We start from the raw sequence: 19914 nt of genomic DNA, 5'->3' as shown, positions 1-19914 counted from the left end.
GCCAACGTATGAACCTCCTTTACATCAAGAGTTTATTTCAATGTTTGTAAGTACGTAACAATATCTTTAATTTGAGTGTCATCTAATTTACCGTTTGCTTCTTTACCGAAAGCTGGCATTTTGTTACCCGGTTTCAGTTCTTGCGGATTATGTATCCACGATGCTAAGTTCTCAGGTGTCTTCTCCAAGATACCCGCAAGTGTGTCGCGATCTGCAAAGCCTTTAAGGTTAGGTGCAACCCCTGGACCGCTAGCATTAACAGCATGACAAGACATACAGTTTTCTTTGAAAAGCTCTTCACCCTTTTGAGCAGATGCTGGTACTGTAGAAGGAGCTTTCATTTTCGCAACCCAAGCATTAAAGTCTGCTTCAGACTTAGCCGCAACGGTAAAGTTCATCAAAGCATGTGAAGCTCCACAAAGCTCTGTACATCTACCTTGGAACGTTGCAATTTCATCTGCTTGCAAGTAAAGCGTATTACGGATACCTGGGTTCGTATCAACTTTACCACCTAGAGATGGTACCCAGAAAGCATGAGCAACGTCAGCAGAAACAACATCAAAGGCAATGATTTTGTCCTTAGGAATCACAAGCTGTTGAGCTGTTGCGATACCAAGGTCTGGATATTCAAACTGCCACCAGAACTGATGCGCAGTGACTTTCACATGGATAGCGTCTTTGTTCTTGTTGTAATTCTCGGAGTGTTTGAACGTGTAGGATACTGTCGGCACCGCAAGCACTAACAGTAAAAGAATTGGGATTACTGTCCAGATAATCTCCAAAACATGACTTCCTTCGACTTGTTTCGGAATACTTTCGTCGCCTTTACGCTTGCGAAAGCGAACTAAAACGTACACATAAATCGCAAATACGACAATTACGACAAAAATCATGATAAAGAGACTTAATTTCATTAAATAAAGCTGCTCCGTCGCCACAGGACCTTTTGGCACTAAAGCAGATAAGGTTGGGTCTCCGCACCCAGTTAGCATGAGCGTCATCACCGCTAGAAGGGGTAGCAGACGCCAGAACTTTTTCAATTGACTCATTGTATCAACCCCACTTTTAAAACAATATTTTTACCACGAAGGCCATGCCCATGTCAATTCACTTTAATAACTATAAATTCGTGAAAACTTTTTGTCAATCGCTGTAGGAGAGTTCACAAATTGTTCTTAAACAGCGTCTGTAGCGATATATTTCCCTTCATGGTTATTTCCATACACCCACCTCTTTATGCATAAAAGCCTTTATTTGTGAACACGAATAATTAGACAGAAACATCTCATCCTATAGACAATAAATCGCATTGGGAGGTCTGTTAATTATGTTCAGGAAGTTAGGTTTTCCGATTTGTGGAATCATATTCCTACTGCTTACATTATCCGCATGTGGTTCTAGCGGTAAACAGTACAGAGGCGATCGTGATGACTCTACTAGCTCGAATTTTGGCGCGAATGTCGAAAAGGGAGACGCGATGGACCGTGCCTATCAAGTACAGCAACTGTCTGGTCCTGTCACACACAACAATACCAAGTTGGAATACAGTCAAAATCTATCAGACCAACTTAATAACATGGACGGGGTTAATACGGCTTTAGTTATGATTACAAATCAGAATGCATATGTCGCATTAATGATGGATAGCAGCGCAATTGGCACGAAAGGGTTGACGAAAGAGACGAATAATCAAGGAACGAACAAAGGCTTTTACAACGATGATAACCCCTATGATGACTCATTACCGTCTAATGATCTAAATAAAGGTTACAATAGTTATGAAACAGCTGTGCATCATGATTTACTTTCGCATCAGTTTAAACAGGCCATTGCTGAGAAGCTTCGTGTCCTTAAACCAGATCTGATGGATGTCTATATTTCGGCAAATCGGGATTTCCTTAATAAAATGAATAGCTTCGCTCAGGAAAGCTGGAAAGGTCATTCGCTTATGCCTCTTCTAACTGACTTCAACCAGACGGTGACACGTGTGTTTGGAACAGCGCAATCATTACCCCATGACTAGTTAATTTAGGGCTAGCCTCCTAAAGGAAGCTTTATTTCTATTAGGAGGTCTTGCCACGCCTTTTGGAGCTCAACCAGCATGTAAATCTTCTATTAATAAAGTAGTTTATTTCTGCTTGTGGGTCGGCTCCTGTTTTCATTTGTCTTTCATTCCTGTACAATGAGGGAATCGTCTTTACTAAGAAGGAAAAAGGGAGCTGGCCAATTACCCATGTCAAATGGATTTGCCTCATTAGGTATTAGAGAACAATTAGTTCAAGTTTTGCAAAATCAAGGTGTCGTAGAACCGACCCCCATTCAACGAGAAGCGATTCCAGTATTGTTAAAAGGTTCAGACGTTATCGCACAAGCTCAAACAGGTACAGGTAAAACCCTTGCCTTTGTACTTCCTATATTAGAAACAATTGATGTAGAAAGCTCGGATGTTCAAGCGCTTATTCTTACCCCTACTCGTGAGTTAGCGATTCAAATTAGCAATGAGTTGAAAACCCTTGTCCCAATTACAGGTGCGAAGGTCCTAGCTGCTTACGGCGGGCAAGATGTAGAAAAACAGCTTAGAAAGCTACAAGGCAACATACATATAGTAGTAGGAACACCGGGAAGATTGCTTGATCATCTTCGTCGCGGTTCTATCAACTTCTATAAATTGAAAATACTCGTATTAGATGAAGCAGATCAAATGTTGCACATGGGCTTCTTGCATGAAGTCAAGGATATCATTGCGCAAACGTCTCCTTATCGCCAAACGCTGCTCTTCTCCGCAACGATGCCAGAACAGGTCATCAATTTGTCTAAGGCTTATATGAAGGAAGCAAAAGAAATTAAAATTCAAAGTAAGCAAGTCACTTTGACTGAAATTCAGCAGGTGCTTGTCCCTACGACGGATCGGGATAAACAAGACGCTCTTATTGCAGCAATTAAACAGTATAGGCCCTATCTTGCAATGATTTTCTGTCGGACCAAAGCCAAAGCGATTGCGCTCAATGAAACGCTGCAAGAAATCGGATTAATGTCCGATGAGCTGCATGGTGACTTGTCTCAAGCGAAACGTGAACAAGTGATGAAGCGTTTCAGAGAAGGACGCATCGAACTCTTAGTCGCTACGGATATCGCAGCTCGCGGTTTAGATGTGGAAGGCGTAACGCATATCTTCAACTATGATGTACCTCAAGATGCCGAAAGCTATATTCATCGGATTGGTAGAACGGGCCGTGCAGGCGAGTCAGGCGTTGCTGTGACTTTCGCAACGCAAAGAGATATGCCAACAATTGAGCTTATCGAAAAAGGCATCAAAATGTCATTGCGCGGTGCTGATGGACAGCAAAGACGTGTTGTTCGTTCCAACACGGATGACTACGTGGAGCAAGATGGCAGAGGGTCTGCACGCAAAGGCGGAGCTGGTGCTTCCTCTCGCGGTGGCAGACGTAATGACCGTGGCGGAGCGCCCGAACAACGCAGCGGCGGACGTGCTGGAAGACCTGGAGCACGTGAATTGCGTGGCGATCGCACTAACGTTCAGTACGGTGGCGAGCGCAAAACAGGTTTTGGTTCCAAAGGCGACAAATTCGGCTCACGCGGAGGTTCAGCTGGTGCTGGGCGTTCAGGCGAAAGACCGGCTAAAGTGAACTCGGAGCGTAGCCCGAATACATGGGGACGCGCAACAGTTGTTCACGAATCGCCAACTACGAATTCGGCCACAGCTCGCGGAGCGAACATTGGCGCAGCCAAAGCACGCGTAACCGGTTCCTACAATGGCGGCGGTGAAGGTACAGAGCGCAAACGTTCTGCTCCACATGGCGATAAGTCTTACTCGCCATACAACAAGTACGCTGGCGCAGGTCGTGATGACGCGGCTAGCGCGTCTCGAAACATTCGCGGCGGCAAGGGCCGTGGCGATGGAGCTGCACGCGGTGCTGCTCCTCGCGGTGAGGGCTTCGGCGCTCGCACGGGCGGTGCTCCTCGCGGTGAGGGCTTCGGCGCTCGCACGGGCGGTGCTCCGCGCGGTGAGGGCTTCGGCGCTCGCACGGGCGGCGCTCCTCGCAGTGAGGGCTTCGGCGCTCGCACGGGCGGCGCTACTCGCGGACGGAGTGATGAGCGTGGTGCGCGCAGCGCAGCACCTCGTGGCGACAGCTTCGGCTCACGCGGCGGTGCTCCGCGCGGTGACAGACCAAGTGGCCCACGCGGTGGGCAAGGCGGCGCTCGTGGAAGTGCGCCAAGAGGCACTCGCGGCGGTGGCAGCAAACGCTAGGCTTGCTGTTGAAGCGATTTCATGCAAGTCTTTACCGATGAAGCCTTACGATGTAAACTATAAGTATGGTTTAATCAGATTCAATTTTATAAAAATCGTTTCAACCCGTGCTCGCACGTAGGATTTACCCCCCATCCAATCGAAGGAGGTATGTTCCATGTACGCATTAAAGGATAAGGAAATGATTTTTGTATTCACTGGCCCACACGGGGCAGGCCGAAAAACCGTTGCGGAAATGTCCGGCTCCACGCTGGGGATGAAACAAGTGATTTCGTACACCACACGACCTCCAAAACCAACAGAGGAAGATGGTCAAGATTATCACTTCATCTCACCCGCGCAATTTGTTCAGGCACAAGCTGGTGGTGAATTCATCGAGGTAAGTACCGTTAATGACCATTTATATGGAATCAAAAGTTCCGATATTGAACGAATGTTCCAACAAAGTGGCAGCATCTACTTGATTCTGAATCGTTTTGGTGCCGAAACTCTCAAAAAGCTATATGGTGACCGTGTCGTCCAAATCTTCATTTATGCCCAGCGAGACACGCTCGAAGAGCGAATGAAAGAAAGCGGAGATTCCGAAGAGATCGCCTCTAAATATTTGTCCGACTATGAAAATGAATTAGCCTACCGAGATCAATGCGACCATGTTTTTGAAAATGTGGACCTGGCTCATACGGTATTTGATCTTACCAAAACATTGGATTTATATTTAAATCGTAATCTGGTCGACTTGGACTAGAAACGAAGGGCACTAGCTGCCGATAAAGGCCTGGACGGTCCCCCGTCCGGGCCTTTTCATCTAACGAATGAACGGCTTCGTAAGTAGTCCGTTCCTACTAAAGGAGTTGAATGATATGAAAATCATTTCCATCGAACCTACACCCAGCCCCAACTCCATGAAACTTAATATGGATGAGTCCTTACCTGCCGGTGTGCGAGAAACTTATACGAAGAAAAATCTAATTGGCGCCCCCGAGGAAGTGCAGAAACTGCTTGCAGTGCCCGGTGTTATTAGTGTGTTCCACGCAGCCGATTTCATCGCGGTAGACCGCAACTCGAAGGGTGACTGGCAGTTCATCCTGGCGCAGGCGCGCGAGATCTATGGCGAAGCGCAGCCTGCTGCAGGTACTGGATTGCCAACCGAGCAGCCTGCTGCTGACGCTGCCTATGGCGAAGCGCAAGTGCTCGTGCAGATGTTTCGCGGTATTCCGCTCCAGGTGAGGGTACGCGCAGGCTCAGAAGAAGCCCGCGTCGCTATGCCGGAGCGCTTCACGCAAGCCGCGGTGCGCGCAGGTACGGCTTCGCCGAACCTGATCAAAGAGCGGAAGCTCGAGGAGCTCGGCGTTCGCTACGGCGAGCTTGGGGACATCGCGGGCGAAGTCGTCCAGGAACTGGACGCTTCTTACGACGATGCCCGCGTCGAGGAACTGGTCTCCCGCGCGATGCAGGAGACCACGGATGCCCCTGTGGAGGAGGCTGCCACAGGAGATCTTGTCGCAGCAGCGGAGCAGCTGCGACACAGCGATTGGAAGCTGCGCTACGCCGCGCTTCAGAAGATCCAGCCGTCGCTGGAGACGCTGCCGCTTCTCGTCCATGCCTTGCAGGACGAGAACACGTCGCTTCGGCGACTGGCCACGGTGTACCTCGGGGACATCAAGGAACCCGAGGTACTGCCTTATCTGTATCGCGCCCTCGAAGACGATACAGCTTCTGTGCGTCGGACGGCAGGCGATACGCTGTCCGATCTTGGTGACCCTGCCGCTATGCCGGCGATGGCCAAGGCACTGAAAGACCGCAACAAGCTTGTCCGTTGGCGCGCGGCGCGCTTCCTTTATGAAGTCGGCGACGACTCCGTGCTTCCTGACCTGAAGCAAGCGGCAGACGACCCCGAATTTGAGGTGCGGATGCAGGTCAAGATTGCCCTCGAGCGTATCGAAGGCGGTCATGCCGCTGAAGGATCTGTCTGGCAGCAAATGACACGCAGAAATGACTAGCTGAGTAATGATAAAAGCACGAGTGCCTACTTCCGAATGGAAGATTGGCATTCGTGCTTTTTTGGATTTTTGCCTACTAAACGCCAACTCGATTATTTCTTATACCGCTCAAAATACATAATTCTCTCCTCAATCGTCGGATGAGAGCCACGGAACCACTGCACCAGTTTTGGCTGAGTAACGGGACTGAGATTTTCTTTGGCGATATGCTGAAACGCCCGAATTGCTGCATCCCCATCCCCCGTCATCTGCATCGCATAGACGTCTGCTCGGTGCTCGATCACCCTTGAGAACGCATTTTGAGCTGGTGATGACAGGAAGCTCATTAGCGAGATGAGCAGCAGCAGAATTGGTAATGCAGCAAGATCTCTTTCCCCTCGCATGCCCCAAAGTGCCCCCCAGCGTTTTAAGATTAGCCGGTACGCATGGAAAGCCAACCAGAAGCCAACCAAACTGAGTGCAACACCATAGGCAATTCCCCAATAGATATGCCGCTCTACGTAATGCCCCATCTCGTGCGCCATCACCGTCAGGATTTCATCAGGCTGCAATTTATTCAGAATAGTATCCCACAGCACAATACGCGCGTTCCCGCCGATCCCATTGACATAAGCGTTAATGGCATTCGTCCTCTCCGACATGTTGACCTCGTAAACCTGATCGGTTGGGATGTGCGATTTGGCAGCAAGATCAAGAATTTGCGTTTTCAATTCCTGATTTTGAAGTGGCTGGAACTGATTGAACAACGGGTCCAGTACCACAGGCTGAATAAATGTGACGAATAAGATTAATGGAATGGAAATTAACCACAACCATACCCACCACCGCTTAGGGCTCCACTTACTGATCCATCTGAAAATCCCTACCATGAGTATCGTGCCTACGATATCTATGAGAAATGTCTTTACATAATCCTTTAGAAAAATGATAGGCGTCTCATTGGATATGCCGTAGGCTTGGTCGATTTTGAACAGAAACACATCAATTGGAAGAAATAGCACGTCCATGACGAGGGTAAAAAGCACCACAAAAAGGAACATTTGCAGGAAAGAAGCTCGGAATACTTTCTCCGCAAGTTGACGGAAGCTGACGGCTATGCCGAATAAGGCCACGGTCACACCCATTTGCAGGGGAGCGCTTAAAAAGAACGTTAACGAATGAATCCTTGAAAGTGTCTCCGCTTTGGCAATTTCTGCATGGGTCATGAACGTATTCGGATCCGCCACAGAACCAACTAAGGTCATAGGGATTTGAAATAAATCCCCTTTTAAAAAATATAAAATCACGATAACGGCATAACAGGCAAAAGCAGCAGTACACCACAAATAGAAACGTTTCATCCCATGCCTCCACGTTCATCTTGATAGGCTCATCTTATATAGAGATTATTAGTTTGAATAAGCTTGTTTACTTAGTCTATGCGAGCAAGCCAGCAGCGTATGTGTCGCAAGGCATATTTTGGATATCACATATTGCATTCTCCAGCGACCCATGATGTAATGAGAACATTGACAAGAACGGACGTGCTACATGAAGAAATTGAAATTGCTCACACTACTATTGCTGGCTTTGGCCAGTTTTACACTTATTCTACTCGTAAAAACCAATTCTCACGAAGCCAAACAACTCCTCGCGCTAGCCAGTCCAAACGGAGAAGTTGCAGATCAGGATCTTGCAAGGGAAACAGCAACGGCAATCCCTTCACCCCCTGAAGCTGGCGTTGCTCAGGCAGAAACTGCTACTACTAACCAAACATCCATTGATGAACCCCCTACTCTCACTAAACATCATGTTCAAATACAAGCAATTCCCGCTCTCTCACAGCTCCCCGAGCTGCCGAATGGTTGTGAAGCTGTCGCTGCGACGATGCTCCTGAATTGGGCCGGACTGCCGATAACGAAGGAAGAAGTCGCACATGCTCTCCCCACGGGAGATATGCCCTACGAGAATGAATTCGGTGCCTTTGTGGGTGCAAATCCCAAAGATGTTTTCGTTGGCGATCCTTTTGATATTGGCTATGGAATTTATCATACCCCAGTAGCTAAGCTTATGAATCAGTGGTTACCTGGTCACGTTCGTGATCTGACAGGAACCTCCTTCGAGGATTTGCTTGGCGTCATTGCCAAAGGCAGTCCTGCTATGATTTGGGCAACTGAGCATATGGATAGCCCTTATTTCGACTTGGAGTGGGAGGATGAGACGGGTGAGCTTGTCCCGTGGTATCAGCCCGAACATGCCTTATTACTAACTGGCTGGGATGATGATTATGCTTATATGAACGATCCGATGACTGGTGAGCAAGAGGCCTATCCACTCGCTTCATTCAAGGAAGCATGGGAGTTCATGGGTTCCCAAGCAATCACGATTATTGGATAGCGACTAATGATTTTGTGGAAGTCATCGAGCACTGTGAGAAAACCTCTATCGATGCCATTCAAGGATGAGCAACCATTTATAGGGACATTTGGTCTCCGACCAAAGATCCCTATAAATGGTTTTATCGCCAAATAGAAAGATGTTTTCGGGCTCCGAAAACTTATACTTTCTATTGTGGTCAAAAGTGCAAAAGAGCACTTTTGGAATAGGTTTCCCCTCTGTAATTGGAAATTGATGCAAATAGGCATCAATTTTGATCGATTTGATGAGATTCTCTTTAAATTCGTTAAAAAGGTTGCCTATTTGCACGCATTTTTCAATTTCGACTCAAAATTAGTTGAAAAGGTTGTCTTTTTGCATTTTTGAGAAAAGCGGGAGAGAGTTTGTGAAGTTGCATGGGGAGGCTAGGACAGCATGGGTAGCTTGGTTACTTGGCAGTTTGAGTTACTGGAGTAGCTGGAGTTGCCGGAGTTGCTTATGTGCTTGGCAGTTTGAGTAGCTAGAGTTTGGATTGCTTCGTCCCACCACCACCCCCAAAAAAAGCATGGACCTCCCCCGAGGGGTTGTCCATGCTTTTTCTACAAGGGATCCAGCTGAACAGCAGCTTGCTTGCCGCTAAGTTGAATGCCGGTATGCTTCTTCCCGTGGGAGCCAAGCTCCTTCACCAGCGTTTCCAGCAATTCCTTGGCTTTCGCGCCTTCCTTGCCGGAGATCTTAACGACCAGCAGGACGGCGTCCCCGCCCTTCAGAATTCGTTCAGCTTGCTGACGCTTCGTATCGAGATCATGATCCTCGATGTTCGCCGTCAAGCGCAGCTCCTTGACCTTCGGACCCTGCTCTTGCTTACGGGCCTGCTGTTTCTCATGCAGAGCCTCTTGTTTGGCTGCGCCTGCTCCAATCAGCTTACAAGGAGGCGGGCTGCTCATGAGCGAGGTGCAAATGAGGTCTACCTTTAACTTTTTGGCAAGAGCAAGCGCATCTTTCGTGGACATTACACCTAAATCCTCACCCTGCAGCCCCGTTACCTGAACTTCGGAAGCTTTGATTTTCTCATTCTTAATAATCATTGTGAATACACCTAATCTTTCGCTATAATGAACCCATCCACCCGTAGGTGGATAGAGGTTGGCCTAGTTATTACGCGTGTTGCAATAGTAGTATAAGGAGCTGTCTGTTACCCGATGAATAATAAACAATTAGAAGAGCAAATGATCGAAAATTACAAACGTGAAGAGCATATGATGATTTTGGTTTTTGCACAGTGGTGTATTAACCATGGTCTGGACCCTGCAGCACTTTATCATAGCGCCTATCCCGAACAGCCGAATAATGAAGCACTCGAGAAAGCGCTAGAATTAACGGTACCGAAAGAGGAAGCCGGCGAAGTGCCGGATGACACTTTGCTTGGCGTGCTTTCCCTCTTTGGCAATGAAGAGCTGGCGTTCATTGTGACGCAAGAAATCGATAAGCGACCGAAGCGCACGCGCTAAGCCATCGATTAACCATCTTCGCGCTCTCTAGATTACGTAACTATGCTGATGACTTAGATGAAAAGCTTCCGCCAACAATTCAACGGTCCGCAGTCTCGTTTCCACTTGGTGTCCACCTGCAACGACCATGACTTCGTCGACACCATAGCTTTCGGCGAGTCGCAAGATTTGCTCCCTGACCTGACCGGGATTCCCCACGATCATCCGCGAGCGATTGTCTCTCACACGGGTTTGATCCCAATCGGAATACGTATATTCCGCTGCTTCCTTCGGCGATTTCACTCCGGTGAACTCGCCTTTTTCCATTTGAAGAATACGCAAATCTACCGAGGTCGCAAGCTCCTCTGCCTCCGCTGTCGTTTCTGCGCACAGCACATAAATACAGACCGTCGCCTGCGGCACGACATTGAGAGCGGACGGCTGGAACGAGCTGCGGTAGCTTCGCACCGCATGCTGACCTCCCGCGCCGTTGATGAAGTGCGCGAAGCAGAAGGCTGCGCCTGCCTGCGACGCATACACCCCGCTCTGCCCGGTGGAGCCGAGCAGCCACACCTGGGGCATCGAGGCCACCAAAGGGGTGGCACGGATGCCCTCGAACACATGCCCAGGTTCCACCGAGTCGGTGAGGAACCGCAGCAAATCCGTGACTTGCGCGGGGAACCGCTCAAGTCCCTCGAACAGATCGGCGCTGACGCCACGCAGCGCCTTGGCCGTATGCGGCGTGCCGCCAGGTGCACGCCCGATACCAAGGTCGATGCGCCCTGGGTAGAGCGCCTCGAGCATACGGAAGTTCTCAGCGACCTTGTAGGCGCTGTAGTGAGGAAGCAGCACGCCGCCAGAGCCAAGCCGTATGCGGCTTGTGCGAGCAGCAAGCGTTGATATGAGCACCTCTGGAGAAGAACCTGCAAGCCCGTCTGAATTATGGTGCTCTGACACCCAGAATCGGGTATAGCCTAGTCGATCAGCGAGTTTCGCTATCGCAATCGTTTGTTGTAATGCCTCACTATGGGTAAAGCCGGATGATACCGGTGACTGATCAAGAATACTTAGCTTTAGCATAGTCATCCCTTCTTTCTGAGTCTTTTGCTGATGATGACATTCCTAATTATACAACGCTCGGCTCACAAAAGAAAAAAGGACAAACCGAAGTGGCGTTGTCCTTTGAGGTGAGTAATTACCGTAGTCGTTATGTTAAACACTTATTTTCTCAAGTACAAATCGAATACACCATAAATCCCTGCCATAATAGTCAGAAGTAATCGCATTAACTGGCTTCGTAAAGTCATGATCTCCGACCAATTGCAACCCCGAAGCCGCAATCAAACTTAGAAAGCTGTCAACATCTACATCCGGATAATCAACGGTAATAATCAATTTGCCATCATCTTTCAAAACTCGCTTAAACTCCTGCAGGGAACGAAGCTGCACTTCTGTGTCTTCGATGTGTTCCATGACAGAAATACAGAAGGCTACATCGAACATAGCGTCTTCATAAGGCAAATTTGAAATGTCAGAAACAGCGAATTGGGGAATACTTAACATAGGCAGGTTAATTTGATCTATATTCTCTTGCCCAATATAATATTCCAGCTCTTTGATAATTTCGTTTGTATCTAATATACGTTCATCCATGTCGCAAGCGTACACTGCTTTACATTTGTCCGCTAAATAATACTTAAAGGGATGACCTAATCCACATGCAGCATCTAGAACAATATCACCTTTTTCAACAAAATGGGAAGCCCAAATGTACTCATAATGTCTACTCCACCAATGATCAGGCAACCGATAAAAGATGTCTTGATTCTTGGTATCTTCATAAGTAAAAAAGCGAGATGTCTCTATAGCCATGCACATTCCCCCGTATATCATTTATATGTATTGTTATTTATTACATATTCTCCAAGAATGTGGTTTTCCCTTTCGGCGTGGATGTCATGACTCTCCTGCGCCTAATCGTGCGAATCGCGTGCATACAGCCGATAAGCCCGAGACCACCAGCCGTGTAGCCAGCCAGTACATCACTTGGATAATGCACACCGAGGTAAATACGACTAAGCCCGATACATAGAATAACTAAGACAGCAATTGGTGGTATCAGCCAAGCAGCTCTCCATGTTTGTCGTACATTCACCCATAACAAGTAGGCAAGCAAACCGTAGAAGAGGATGGAAACCATCGCGTGACCGCTGGGAAAGCTGAAACTATCCACCTCTATTAACCATACCTCTGCAGATGGACGATCGCGTTTAATGAGATCTTTCAATCCCGAATTTAGCAGCCATGCACCCAGTACACCAACGAATAAGACAAGGGTTTCCCATCTATGCTTGAATTTAAAATACAACAGTCCAGCTACTAGAAAAAAGAGAATAAATTCCGTGGATCCACTTCCCATAAATGTGAAAAATTTTGCAACAGAAGTCGATGTATCTCCTCTCTGCTCCTGAATGTAACCGCCTACATGTTGATCAAAAGCTTGCAACCATTTCGCCGAAATACTCTGCGACAACACAATAAAAATAAGGAGCAGAGCACCTGCTCCCCCTAAGCTCCAGCTCAAATCCCTTGCTACTACTTTCCCCTTCATCTGTTTCATGCCCTCCCACGGCGAATTGTTTATTCTTACCTCTTACGCTACTTGGCGCACTTTGCGCCCTTGCCTTTTCTTAATAATCAATGGAACGATAGCAAAAACCGCATACATCGCTACGGCTCCGAGAAACTTCCATGACCAGATATCATTTAAGGAAGCACCAAAAACATTATAAACAATTGCTCCCGGAATAATCCCGATAAATGTAGCCCACGTATAGTCCCAGAAACGGATCTTCGATAATCCAGCGCCATAGCTGATCCCATCGAATGGAAAGAATGGCATTAGCCGCATATACAGCACCACCATGAAGCCTTTTTCCTCCGCTTTTTGATCAAAAGATAGCAGCTTAGGGCTTCGTAATATGCGCTGAAAGCTGCCGCGCCCCCATTTGCGTGTAATGTAGAAAGACAGCAAGGCTCCTGCACCTGCACCAATAATATCGTAGATGGTCCCCCAAAAGGCACCAAATACATAGCCCCCATATAGTGTCAAAGGTGTTGCCGGGAACAAAACCAACGGCCTGAGCGTATACGCCAGGATATACAACAGACCCCCAAGCGGGCCCAAATCACGAAGCCATCTCGTGACCCAATTCAGATCTACATGTTCCCATACACCTGTCCATTTCAATACGAGTAATCCCAGAATAGCAACAGCAAACCAACTAATTAGCAACCAAAGCGGCTTTGAACGCGCCATGGCTCGCCTCCTTCATACTCCTGATTCCCATAACTTTCAGGTGGAACTTCCACTCCATCTTACACAAATATACTGGTCGATATCAACTCGCCTGATGGTCATATGTTCACTTCCGTTTTAAGACAGTTTTAAGACACATTGCACATACCTCTTTTCACATATGCCATGCCACCTATATCCCGCACCCACTGGAGGGACTCACCTATGCTACTGCGAAGCAAAAGTATTTTCATGATGCTATGGCTCTCTTATATCCTCATTTTACTCATTCCCGTAACCGGTACATTCATCTTGTATACCAATATGGAAAAAAACATGGTCGATAATGCGAATCGATCTAATTTGGCTATGCTCGAACAAGCTCGCTCAAGAAATCGAACAACTTGGTATTCAGATTGCCACACAGCCTAAACTTCAAACCTTGTGGACCATTAAAGATAGTGATAAATATATTCATACGAGGAAGCCGTACGCGCGTTAAAAACAATTCGCAATAGCTCCCCCTTCATTGAAGATTTCTACATTTATTTGCGTGATGATGACACGGTCATTTCCCCAAATTTAAAAACGGATGCCCCTACCTTTTTCACAAAGTTATACCCGCTCCCTGGTAAAAGATTAGAACAAGTACGTACAACTAGCAACGTGAAAAGCACGTAGCAACGTGAAAAGCACGATTGTCATGCTCATTAATGAGCAGCAAATCCTGGATCTTTTGAAAGGTATTCAGTGGGTCAATAACGGTTCTATGTTCATCCTGGATGAGAAGGGACAAGTGATTGTTTCCACCTCTATTACCTACAAGCTATCTCCAAGCCTGCTCGCATGAGCTGCGCAGCAAATTTTTGAAACGAGCCGTCCAAACGATTACGTATATGCCGCATTTTATATCCATCGTGGTGATCTCAGGAATGCTTGTTGATTTCTTAGCACGTGATGGATTAATTAACAATATCCTAGCTCTTGGTTCGGCTTTACGCCGCTTACTTTCTTGCAAGAGTCTGGCTGGTTCCGTTCCTTCTATGTATCCTCGAATATTTGGCAGAATATCGGCTGGGGCTCCATTATTTATCTGTCTGCCATGTCCGGCATAGATCCATCGTTGTATGAAGCTTCCAAAGTCGATGGTGCCAATCGCTGGCAGCAAACGTTCAATATTACCCTACCGGGTATCATGTCTACCATCGTCATTCTTCTTATTTTGAAATTGGAAATTTCATGACCATCGGCGCCGACAAAATCTTGCTTCTCTACAACCCAACTACCTACGAAACGGCCGATGTTATCGGTACCTTCGTCTATCGCAAAGGGATTCTCGAATCCAACTTCAGTTACAGCTCCGCTGTTGGGCTCTTCAACTCTCTCATTAACTTCACGCTGCTCGTTCTAGCCAATTCATTAAGCCGACGCACCAGTGATAATAAGCTTTGGTAAAAGGAGGCTGCAATCATCATGAGTAGAAGCTGGGGAGAACGCATTTTTGACATCTCAAATTCCTTGTTATTGATCCTACTATCACTCGTTACCCTGTATCCGTTTCTATATGTACTTATCGCCTCATTAAGTGATCCCGCTTGGGTCGTGCAGGTGCGCGGGCTGCTCTGGTACCCGAAGGGCTTAAATTTCGAAGCCTATAGCATGGTGTTTAAAAATCCCGCCATCATGTCTGGCTATCTGAATACCATCCTGTATGTCATACTCGGCACCTCATTGAACATTCTCATGACATCCTTAGGTGCCTATGCACTATCTAGGCAGGACGTCATGTGGAAGAACCCGGTTATGTTTATGATTGTGTTTACCATGTTTTTCAGTGGCGGCTTAATTCCAACCTACCTGCTCATTAACGATTTAGGCATGGTAGATACACGCTGGGCGCTCCTCATTCCAACTGCCATGAGTGCGTACAACTTGATTATTATGCGTACGGCCTTCCAAGGTGTGCCTATTAGTTTGGAAGAGTCCGCCAAGCTTGACGGTGCTAATGATTTCACTATTCTTTTCCGTGTCATTCTGCCTCTCTCGATGCCTGTAGTTGCAGTGATGGTGCTCTTCTACGGAGTTGCCCATTGGAACGCCTAGTTCAGCGCTTTGATTTATTTACGAACACGTGACCTTTACCCGCTACAGCTCATTTTGCGAGAAATTTTGATCACGAACAGTACCGAATCGATGATGACAGGTGTCGGCGGGAACGATAAGATGCCTATCGGAGAAACGATCAAATACGCGACAATCATCGTGGCCACAGCGCCTATTCTATTCCTCTACCCTTTCCTGCAAAAGTATTTCGTGAAAGGCGTTATGATCGGTGCGATCAAGGGTTGATTTTCATGAAAAAAGAGCGGTTTCCCGCTCTTTTTTGTGCATTTCACGACTAATTCTCGAGATTCCACCGCTCACCTAATCAATCGAGCTAAAGTTAAAAACCAAATAAACAATAAGCACTACCTGCAAGGCACCAACGAATAGGTTTAACGTTAGCGCCAATTTGGCATATCTGCTTTTTAAACTACTTACACTTAAACAAACTCCTATTATGAAAAAAAGCATGCCTAATAAATTAGATAATAAGAAAAAAGAAATAAACGATAATCCCGCTGCTGCAATGGCCAGTTTGATTCGTAAATTCATGATAAGCACCTCCCCATTTGACCTTGCTGAGTAATCTAATTTCAATTGACATATCGAAAGGTGGGAATTTACACTATAGGAATATCTTAGGACTTTTCTTTCAAAGTAGTCAACCCCAGCAATCATTTGCCATGTCCAACAAGTTGGGAGATATGCATATGAAGAAGATTGTTATTCTACTTTTATTAACTACGCTATGCCTCTGGCAGTATGCAAGGATCTTGGCCGCTGGTGAGGATCCATTCTTGCGATCGGATTACAGCAAGCTTCGACCTGTGAAGATTGAGCGGGTAATTCCAACCAAAGAAATAACGCAGCTTCAAGAGATTGTACGGGAAGCACGTGAGAAAGAGCTCAAGATCTCCATTGCCGGCCAGCGTCACAGCCAAGGCGGGCATACGTACTATAAGGACGGCATTGTACTAGACATGACACCTTTCAATAAAGTTCTCGTATTCGACGAGAAGGCTAAAACAATTACTGTACAATCAGGTGCCACTTGGGCAGATGTACAGAAGTACATCAATCCGTATGGGCTTGCGGCGAAGACCATGCAGTCGCAAAATATTTTTACCATCGGAGGCTCGATCTCCGTCAATGCACATGGCCGTGACATTCGGAACGGCTCACTTATTCGTTCAGTCGAATCCTTCCGGCTATTGGGGGCTGACGGCCAAATAAGAAATGTTTCACGATTTGAAAATGCGGAGCTATTCCCGTTGGCGTTAGGTGGATATGGTTTATTTGGTGTCATCTTGGATGTAACTTTGTCGCTTACGGATGACGAAGTGTACGAAATGACTAGTGAAACCATGACGACAGAAGCCTATTCAGACTACTTCCTTAACCAGGTTAAGCAAAATCCCGACATCCACATGCATCTCGCACGTATTTCTGTCGCGCCGGACACCTTCTTAACGGAGATGTATGCTACAAATTACAGAGCTCGACCTGATCTCTCTCTTCCTGGTTATAATAAATTAAAGCTGAATGACAGCTATGTGCTGCCTCTGAAAATTCTATTTGGAGTCAATCGATCTTTTGATTGGGGGAAGAATGCGTTTTGGGACTTACAGCGGTATTTCCTTATCGGACGCACCACAATCCTATCTCGCAACAATGCTATGCGCTCCGAATCTGATTTTATGAACTATAGCTCGGATACCAAAAATGATCTTCTCCAAGAATTCTTCATTCCCGTGGAACATTTTGCATCGTTTATTAACGGCATCAAACCTATCCTCCAAGAAGAACAATTAAACCTATTAAATATTACGGTTCGTTACGTTAATCAGGATGAGGAAGCGGCGCTGTCGTATGCAAAAAGTGACATGTTCGCCCTCGTTTGTCTGTTCAATACCCCGCTAAGTGAATCGGCGCAAGCTCGTATGACCCATGGGATCCAGCGGATTATCGATCAATTAATGTCATTAAACGGTTCCTATTATTTGCCTTATGCTCCCTTCCCTTCGGTAGAGCAGTTCCGAACGATTTATCCTAAGGCCGAAGCCTTCTTCCAAGCAAAAGATAAGTGGGATCCGCAACATTTATTTATGAACCAATTCTATGACGATTATAGGGGGCACTAGGATGAATGTGCGTATGCTCATCAAATCCCAAAGTTTAGCGACGCTGGCGGCGGGGATGATATATCCCTACTACTTGTTGTTTCTGAAAAATCTCGGCAGTACGTATTCCGCATATGGCCTCGCTTTTGCCATATTCACAATAAGCTCGGCAGCATCCGCCATTTGGCTGGGTAAGCTCGTAGACCGCTCGTCAAAAAAGCTCATGGCAGGAAGCTCCCTAGGCATGATGGCGGCGATGTTCATCTTCCCTTGGATTCCTTCCTACGGCTTCGTCCTGCTTCTCCAAGCTTTCATGGGTGTATGCAATGCTATGCAGAAAATGAGCGAGCGCGGATTGCTCGCTGACGGGACTAAGCCTGGGAACCGCGGCGATACGCTTGGCAATTACCACTTTTGGACATCCGTAGCATCTGGATTTGCTGTTCTTGTTGGCGGTTATATCATTGATTGGCTAACGATTGATGTGTTGTTTTATGTGAGTGCGGCGATTTACGGAGGGAGTGCGTGGATGACACTTCGCATGCGGGAAGAAACGATGGCGAGTAACAAATAAGAAATAGACAAAAAAACCTTCGCCACCCAACAGGGCAGCGAAGATTCTTTCTTTTATTTCGTCACATGAACTGTCATAACCTCACTTCTAGTTCAATTCAGGACTCAGGTTATTCCACAGGCGTTTACTCCCCGTACCGTCACGATCGGAGCGACAGTCGTAACCGTCGTATCCACCCATATTCCCCATTTGTCCGCTGTTCTCGTCGTCCAGCCCGGCTGCACGGTCGGCGTCAAATTCTCAAATGAGCCATTCTGGATCACGTTCACCTCTTCCGCCTGCACCGCAGCGGGGCTTAGAGCTCCCAAACCTGGAGGCAGCAATAAGCTCGTTAGCATAACAATGAGCAATGCCAAACTCCCTCTTCCTTTTCCTCGCATCAATGAATCACCCTCAGGTAGACTATCCGTGATTCATATTTCAGGATTTTCATACCCATATTTTATTCCAAAGTCTGCTATTGGATTCTGTCCACAATTTTTAGTATAATTGCTGTTAGACTTCTCACCGTGTCGAATAGTGTGAGATTATGTCGAACCAACAAAAATATCCTTTGACTATATCCGAGTATTTTGGTAGGATATCAATACAGAACTACGGTTAATAAAATCATACATATAGATAAAAGGGAGAGAACATAATGAAAAAAGCATTAATTTCTATTTTTGCAGTAACAGTTTTACTGGCAGGTTGTGGTACTGCTAAGACAGACACAGCAACGCCTGCGGCATCTGCAGCTGCGGATGCAACGAAAGCACCAGCAAAGTCTGATAAGAAAATTATTCTAATCACGCCTGAGAAAATCGGTGTGAATCCCTTCTTCGCACAAGAAGACGAAGGTGTGAAAAAAGCAGGTAAAGAGTTTGGTGTTACCGTTAAAACAGTTGAATCCACGGATGCAAGTGCGATTGAGCAAAACCTACGCGCTGCCGTTGCTGATAACTATGACCTCATTATTACAAGCTCCTTCGAGTCTGAAGATGCGCTTAAGAAAGTTGCTGCTGAAAACCCTAAGAAATCCTTCGCGATTATTGATACTGTCGTTGACCTTCCAAACGTTCGCAGCGTTGTGTTCCGTGAACATGAAGCTTCCTACTTGCTTGGTGCAGCAGCAGGTCTTGCTACGAAGAAAAATATCGTAGGTATGGTTGCCGCGGTTGATATTCCACTCATCAAGAAATATACAGTTGGTTTCCAAGAAGGTTTGAAATCCACAAATCCTAATGCGAAATTCATCGTTAACTATGTAGGTAGTTTTACAGACCCTGCAAAAGCAAAGGAACTAGCATTAACACAATTCGCACAAGGCGCAGACTTCATTGCAGGTGCATCCGCTGTAGGTGATCTTGGCGTGTTCGAGGCTGCGAAGGAAAAAGGCTTCTTTACTTCCGGACAAGATATTGACCGTACAGTTACGGATCCACAGCACATCGTTCTTTCCCAGTTGAAAGGTACAGATGCTGTTGCTTACCAAACGGTAAAAGATTTCGTGAATGGTACATTTAAATTCGGTTCTGTTGACTACGGTTTGAAAGAAGATGGCGTTGGTCTTACGTTCGTAACGAAAGATACAAAGACAGCACTTAGCCCTTTCATTGGACAAGACGTAGTAACGAAAGTTAAAGCTATCCGTGATGATATCGTTTCTGGTAAAGTGAAAGTAGAAAATCCAGTAAAATAATTATCCGTACCATAATTGCATAT

The 19914-nt window shown here is 46.6% G+C and carries 20 protein-coding genes and 2 pseudogenes; 13 read left to right on the top strand and 9 right to left on the bottom strand.

All coding sequences use genetic code 11. From position 1 onward, the window contains the following. Positions 1-32 precede the first annotated feature (32 nt). Positions 33-1049, bottom strand: a complete 1017-nt coding sequence (gene coxB, locus ACSQ8O_RS06005) for a cytochrome c oxidase subunit II (RefSeq protein ID WP_056608270.1) — start codon at positions 1047-1049, stop codon at positions 33-35. 278 nt (positions 1050-1327) lie between these two features. On the opposite strand from coxB, the gene ACSQ8O_RS06000 reads away from it, so the two are divergent. From ACSQ8O_RS06000 to ACSQ8O_RS05985, 4 genes are all read left to right on the top strand, one after another. Beyond that, the gene (locus ACSQ8O_RS06000; protein WP_436240833.1) at positions 1328-2023 is read left to right on the top strand and encodes a YhcN/YlaJ family sporulation lipoprotein; all 696 of its coding nucleotides are present in this window, start codon (positions 1328-1330) and stop codon (positions 2021-2023) included. 210 nt (positions 2024-2233) lie between these two features. Then, complete coding sequence (locus ACSQ8O_RS05995) at positions 2234-4270, top strand: DEAD/DEAH box helicase (RefSeq protein WP_436240832.1); 2037 nt, start codon at positions 2234-2236, stop codon at positions 4268-4270. 157 nt (positions 4271-4427) lie between these two features. Next, positions 4428-5015: a guanylate kinase gene (locus ACSQ8O_RS05990; protein WP_056608264.1), complete on the top strand. Its 588-nt coding sequence runs from the start codon at positions 4428-4430 to the stop codon at positions 5013-5015. A 115-nt stretch (positions 5016-5130) separates the two neighbouring features. After that, positions 5131-6270: a conserved virulence factor C family protein gene (locus ACSQ8O_RS05985; protein ID WP_436240831.1), complete on the top strand. Its 1140-nt coding sequence runs from the start codon at positions 5131-5133 to the stop codon at positions 6268-6270. Positions 6271-6362: 92 nt separating this feature from the next. Here ACSQ8O_RS05985 and ACSQ8O_RS05980 read toward each other — a convergent pair whose 3' ends face one another. Then, positions 6363-7610 carry a M48 family metallopeptidase gene (locus ACSQ8O_RS05980; RefSeq protein ID WP_436240830.1) on the bottom strand — a complete coding sequence of 416 codons (1248 nt, stop codon included), beginning with the start codon at positions 7608-7610 and terminating at the stop codon, positions 6363-6365. A 190-nt stretch (positions 7611-7800) separates the two neighbouring features. Here ACSQ8O_RS05980 and ACSQ8O_RS05975 point away from each other — a divergent pair, with 190 nt between their 5' ends. After that, entirely contained in the window at positions 7801-8646 is an 846-nt protein-coding gene (locus ACSQ8O_RS05975) for a C39 family peptidase (RefSeq protein ID WP_436240829.1), read from the top strand. A gap of 578 nt (positions 8647-9224) precedes the next feature. Here ACSQ8O_RS05975 and infC read toward each other — a convergent pair. Next, positions 9225-9710 carry a translation initiation factor IF-3 gene (infC, locus tag ACSQ8O_RS05970; protein ID WP_436241951.1) on the bottom strand — a complete coding sequence of 162 codons (486 nt, stop codon included), beginning with the start codon at positions 9708-9710 and terminating at the stop codon, positions 9225-9227. Positions 9711-9827: 117 nt separating this feature from the next. Between infC and ACSQ8O_RS05965 the strand changes: the two genes are divergently transcribed. Beyond that, positions 9828-10136 (top strand): hypothetical protein, encoded by a 309-nt coding sequence (locus ACSQ8O_RS05965; protein ID WP_171632349.1) that lies wholly within the window; start codon positions 9828-9830, stop codon positions 10134-10136. Between the two features lie 27 nt (positions 10137-10163). Here the strand turns inward: ACSQ8O_RS05965 and ACSQ8O_RS05960 are convergent, their stop codons facing one another. The 4 genes from ACSQ8O_RS05960 to ACSQ8O_RS05945 form a co-directional block, all read right to left on the bottom strand. After that, complete coding sequence (locus tag ACSQ8O_RS05960) at positions 10164-11195, bottom strand: LLM class flavin-dependent oxidoreductase (protein WP_436240828.1); 1032 nt, start codon at positions 11193-11195, stop codon at positions 10164-10166. A gap of 132 nt (positions 11196-11327) precedes the next feature. Next, on the bottom strand, positions 11328-11987 hold the full coding sequence (locus tag ACSQ8O_RS05955; RefSeq protein ID WP_436240827.1) for a class I SAM-dependent methyltransferase: 660 nt from the start codon (positions 11985-11987) through the stop codon (positions 11328-11330). A gap of 40 nt (positions 11988-12027) precedes the next feature. Then, the gene (locus ACSQ8O_RS05950; protein ID WP_436240826.1) at positions 12028-12735 is read right to left on the bottom strand and encodes a phosphatase PAP2 family protein; all 708 of its coding nucleotides are present in this window, start codon (positions 12733-12735) and stop codon (positions 12028-12030) included. 33 nt (positions 12736-12768) lie between these two features. After that, on the bottom strand, positions 12769-13434 hold the full coding sequence (locus tag ACSQ8O_RS05945; RefSeq protein WP_436240825.1) for a TVP38/TMEM64 family protein: 666 nt from the start codon (positions 13432-13434) through the stop codon (positions 12769-12771). Positions 13435-13638: 204 nt separating this feature from the next. Here ACSQ8O_RS05945 and ACSQ8O_RS05940 point away from each other — a divergent pair, with 204 nt between their 5' ends. From ACSQ8O_RS05940 to ACSQ8O_RS05925, 4 genes and pseudogenes are all read left to right on the top strand, one after another. After that, the gene (locus ACSQ8O_RS05940; RefSeq protein WP_436240824.1) at positions 13639-13845 is read left to right on the top strand and encodes a hypothetical protein; all 207 of its coding nucleotides are present in this window, start codon (positions 13639-13641) and stop codon (positions 13843-13845) included. 253 nt (positions 13846-14098) lie between these two features. After that, complete coding sequence (locus tag ACSQ8O_RS05935; protein WP_436240823.1) at positions 14099-14263, top strand: hypothetical protein; 165 nt, start codon at positions 14099-14101, stop codon at positions 14261-14263. Beyond that, positions 14259-14868 (top strand): annotated as a pseudogene (locus ACSQ8O_RS05930) (ABC transporter permease subunit); the annotation flags it as partial. The gene ACSQ8O_RS05935 and the pseudogene ACSQ8O_RS05930, both read left to right, overlap by 5 nt. An 18-nt stretch (positions 14869-14886) precedes the next feature. Further along, positions 14887-15762: pseudogene (locus tag ACSQ8O_RS05925) on the top strand (carbohydrate ABC transporter permease). 75 nt (positions 15763-15837) lie between these two features. Here the strand turns inward: ACSQ8O_RS05925 and ACSQ8O_RS05920 are convergent. Then, complete coding sequence (locus tag ACSQ8O_RS05920; protein WP_436240822.1) at positions 15838-16068, bottom strand: hypothetical protein; 231 nt, start codon at positions 16066-16068, stop codon at positions 15838-15840. A 158-nt stretch (positions 16069-16226) separates the two neighbouring features. On the opposite strand from ACSQ8O_RS05920, the gene ACSQ8O_RS05915 reads away from it, so the two are divergent. Together ACSQ8O_RS05915 and ACSQ8O_RS05910 are read left to right on the top strand one after the other, a co-directional pair. After that, positions 16227-17657 (top strand): FAD-binding oxidoreductase, encoded by a 1431-nt coding sequence (locus ACSQ8O_RS05915; protein ID WP_436240821.1) that lies wholly within the window; start codon positions 16227-16229, stop codon positions 17655-17657. A gap of 1 nt (position 17658) precedes the next feature. Next, positions 17659-18210 carry an MFS transporter gene (locus tag ACSQ8O_RS05910; RefSeq protein WP_436240820.1) on the top strand — a complete coding sequence of 184 codons (552 nt, stop codon included), beginning with the start codon at positions 17659-17661 and terminating at the stop codon, positions 18208-18210. Positions 18211-18314: 104 nt separating this feature from the next. Here ACSQ8O_RS05910 and ACSQ8O_RS05905 read toward each other — a convergent pair whose 3' ends face one another. Next, entirely contained in the window at positions 18315-18548 is a 234-nt protein-coding gene (locus ACSQ8O_RS05905; protein ID WP_436240819.1) for a hypothetical protein, read from the bottom strand. A gap of 302 nt (positions 18549-18850) precedes the next feature. On the opposite strand from ACSQ8O_RS05905, the gene ACSQ8O_RS05900 reads away from it, so the two are divergent. After that, positions 18851-19891, top strand: coding sequence for a BMP family lipoprotein (locus ACSQ8O_RS05900; RefSeq protein ID WP_056608225.1), 1041 nt, complete (start codon positions 18851-18853; stop codon positions 19889-19891). Positions 19892-19914: the final 23 nt, after the last annotated feature.

It is taken from the genome of Paenibacillus sp. LjRoot56, from assembly GCF_964253335.1.
Lineage (GTDB): Bacteria > Bacillota > Bacilli > Paenibacillales > NBRC-103111 > Paenibacillus_E > Paenibacillus_E allorhizoplanae.
The sequence above is the reverse complement of the archived record's forward strand: the minus strand, read 5'-3'. Positions and strand labels throughout refer to the sequence as shown.

What these genes read in the sequence shown, in the direction of transcription:
- coxB (WP_056608270.1), bottom strand. Translation starts at nt 1,049, where the DNA reads ATGAGTCAATTGAAAAAGTTCTGGCGTCTGCTACCCCTTCTAGCGGTG.
- ACSQ8O_RS06000 (WP_436240833.1), top strand. Translation starts at nt 1,328, where the DNA reads ATGTTCAGGAAGTTAGGTTTTCCGATTTGTGGAATCATATTCCTACTG.
- ACSQ8O_RS05995 (WP_436240832.1), top strand. Translation starts at nt 2,234, where the DNA reads ATGTCAAATGGATTTGCCTCATTAGGTATTAGAGAACAATTAGTTCAA.
- ACSQ8O_RS05990 (WP_056608264.1), top strand. Translation starts at nt 4,428, where the DNA reads ATGTACGCATTAAAGGATAAGGAAATGATTTTTGTATTCACTGGCCCA.
- ACSQ8O_RS05985 (WP_436240831.1), top strand. Translation starts at nt 5,131, where the DNA reads ATGAAAATCATTTCCATCGAACCTACACCCAGCCCCAACTCCATGAAA.
- ACSQ8O_RS05980 (WP_436240830.1), bottom strand. Translation starts at nt 7,610, where the DNA reads ATGAAACGTTTCTATTTGTGGTGTACTGCTGCTTTTGCCTGTTATGCC.
- ACSQ8O_RS05975 (WP_436240829.1), top strand. Translation starts at nt 7,801, where the DNA reads ATGAAGAAATTGAAATTGCTCACACTACTATTGCTGGCTTTGGCCAGT.
- ACSQ8O_RS05965 (WP_171632349.1), top strand. Translation starts at nt 9,828, where the DNA reads ATGAATAATAAACAATTAGAAGAGCAAATGATCGAAAATTACAAACGT.
- ACSQ8O_RS05960 (WP_436240828.1), bottom strand. Translation starts at nt 11,195, where the DNA reads ATGCTAAAGCTAAGTATTCTTGATCAGTCACCGGTATCATCCGGCTTT.
- ACSQ8O_RS05955 (WP_436240827.1), bottom strand. Translation starts at nt 11,987, where the DNA reads ATGGCTATAGAGACATCTCGCTTTTTTACTTATGAAGATACCAAGAAT.
- ACSQ8O_RS05950 (WP_436240826.1), bottom strand. Translation starts at nt 12,735, where the DNA reads ATGAAACAGATGAAGGGGAAAGTAGTAGCAAGGGATTTGAGCTGGAGC.
- ACSQ8O_RS05945 (WP_436240825.1), bottom strand. Translation starts at nt 13,434, where the DNA reads ATGGCGCGTTCAAAGCCGCTTTGGTTGCTAATTAGTTGGTTTGCTGTT.
- ACSQ8O_RS05940 (WP_436240824.1), top strand. Translation starts at nt 13,639, where the DNA reads ATGCTACTGCGAAGCAAAAGTATTTTCATGATGCTATGGCTCTCTTAT.
- ACSQ8O_RS05920 (WP_436240822.1), bottom strand. Translation starts at nt 16,068, where the DNA reads ATGAATTTACGAATCAAACTGGCCATTGCAGCAGCGGGATTATCGTTT.
- ACSQ8O_RS05915 (WP_436240821.1), top strand. Translation starts at nt 16,227, where the DNA reads ATGAAGAAGATTGTTATTCTACTTTTATTAACTACGCTATGCCTCTGG.
- ACSQ8O_RS05910 (WP_436240820.1), top strand. Translation starts at nt 17,659, where the DNA reads ATGAATGTGCGTATGCTCATCAAATCCCAAAGTTTAGCGACGCTGGCG.
- ACSQ8O_RS05905 (WP_436240819.1), bottom strand. Translation starts at nt 18,548, where the DNA reads ATGCTAACGAGCTTATTGCTGCCTCCAGGTTTGGGAGCTCTAAGCCCC.
- ACSQ8O_RS05900 (WP_056608225.1), top strand. Translation starts at nt 18,851, where the DNA reads ATGAAAAAAGCATTAATTTCTATTTTTGCAGTAACAGTTTTACTGGCA.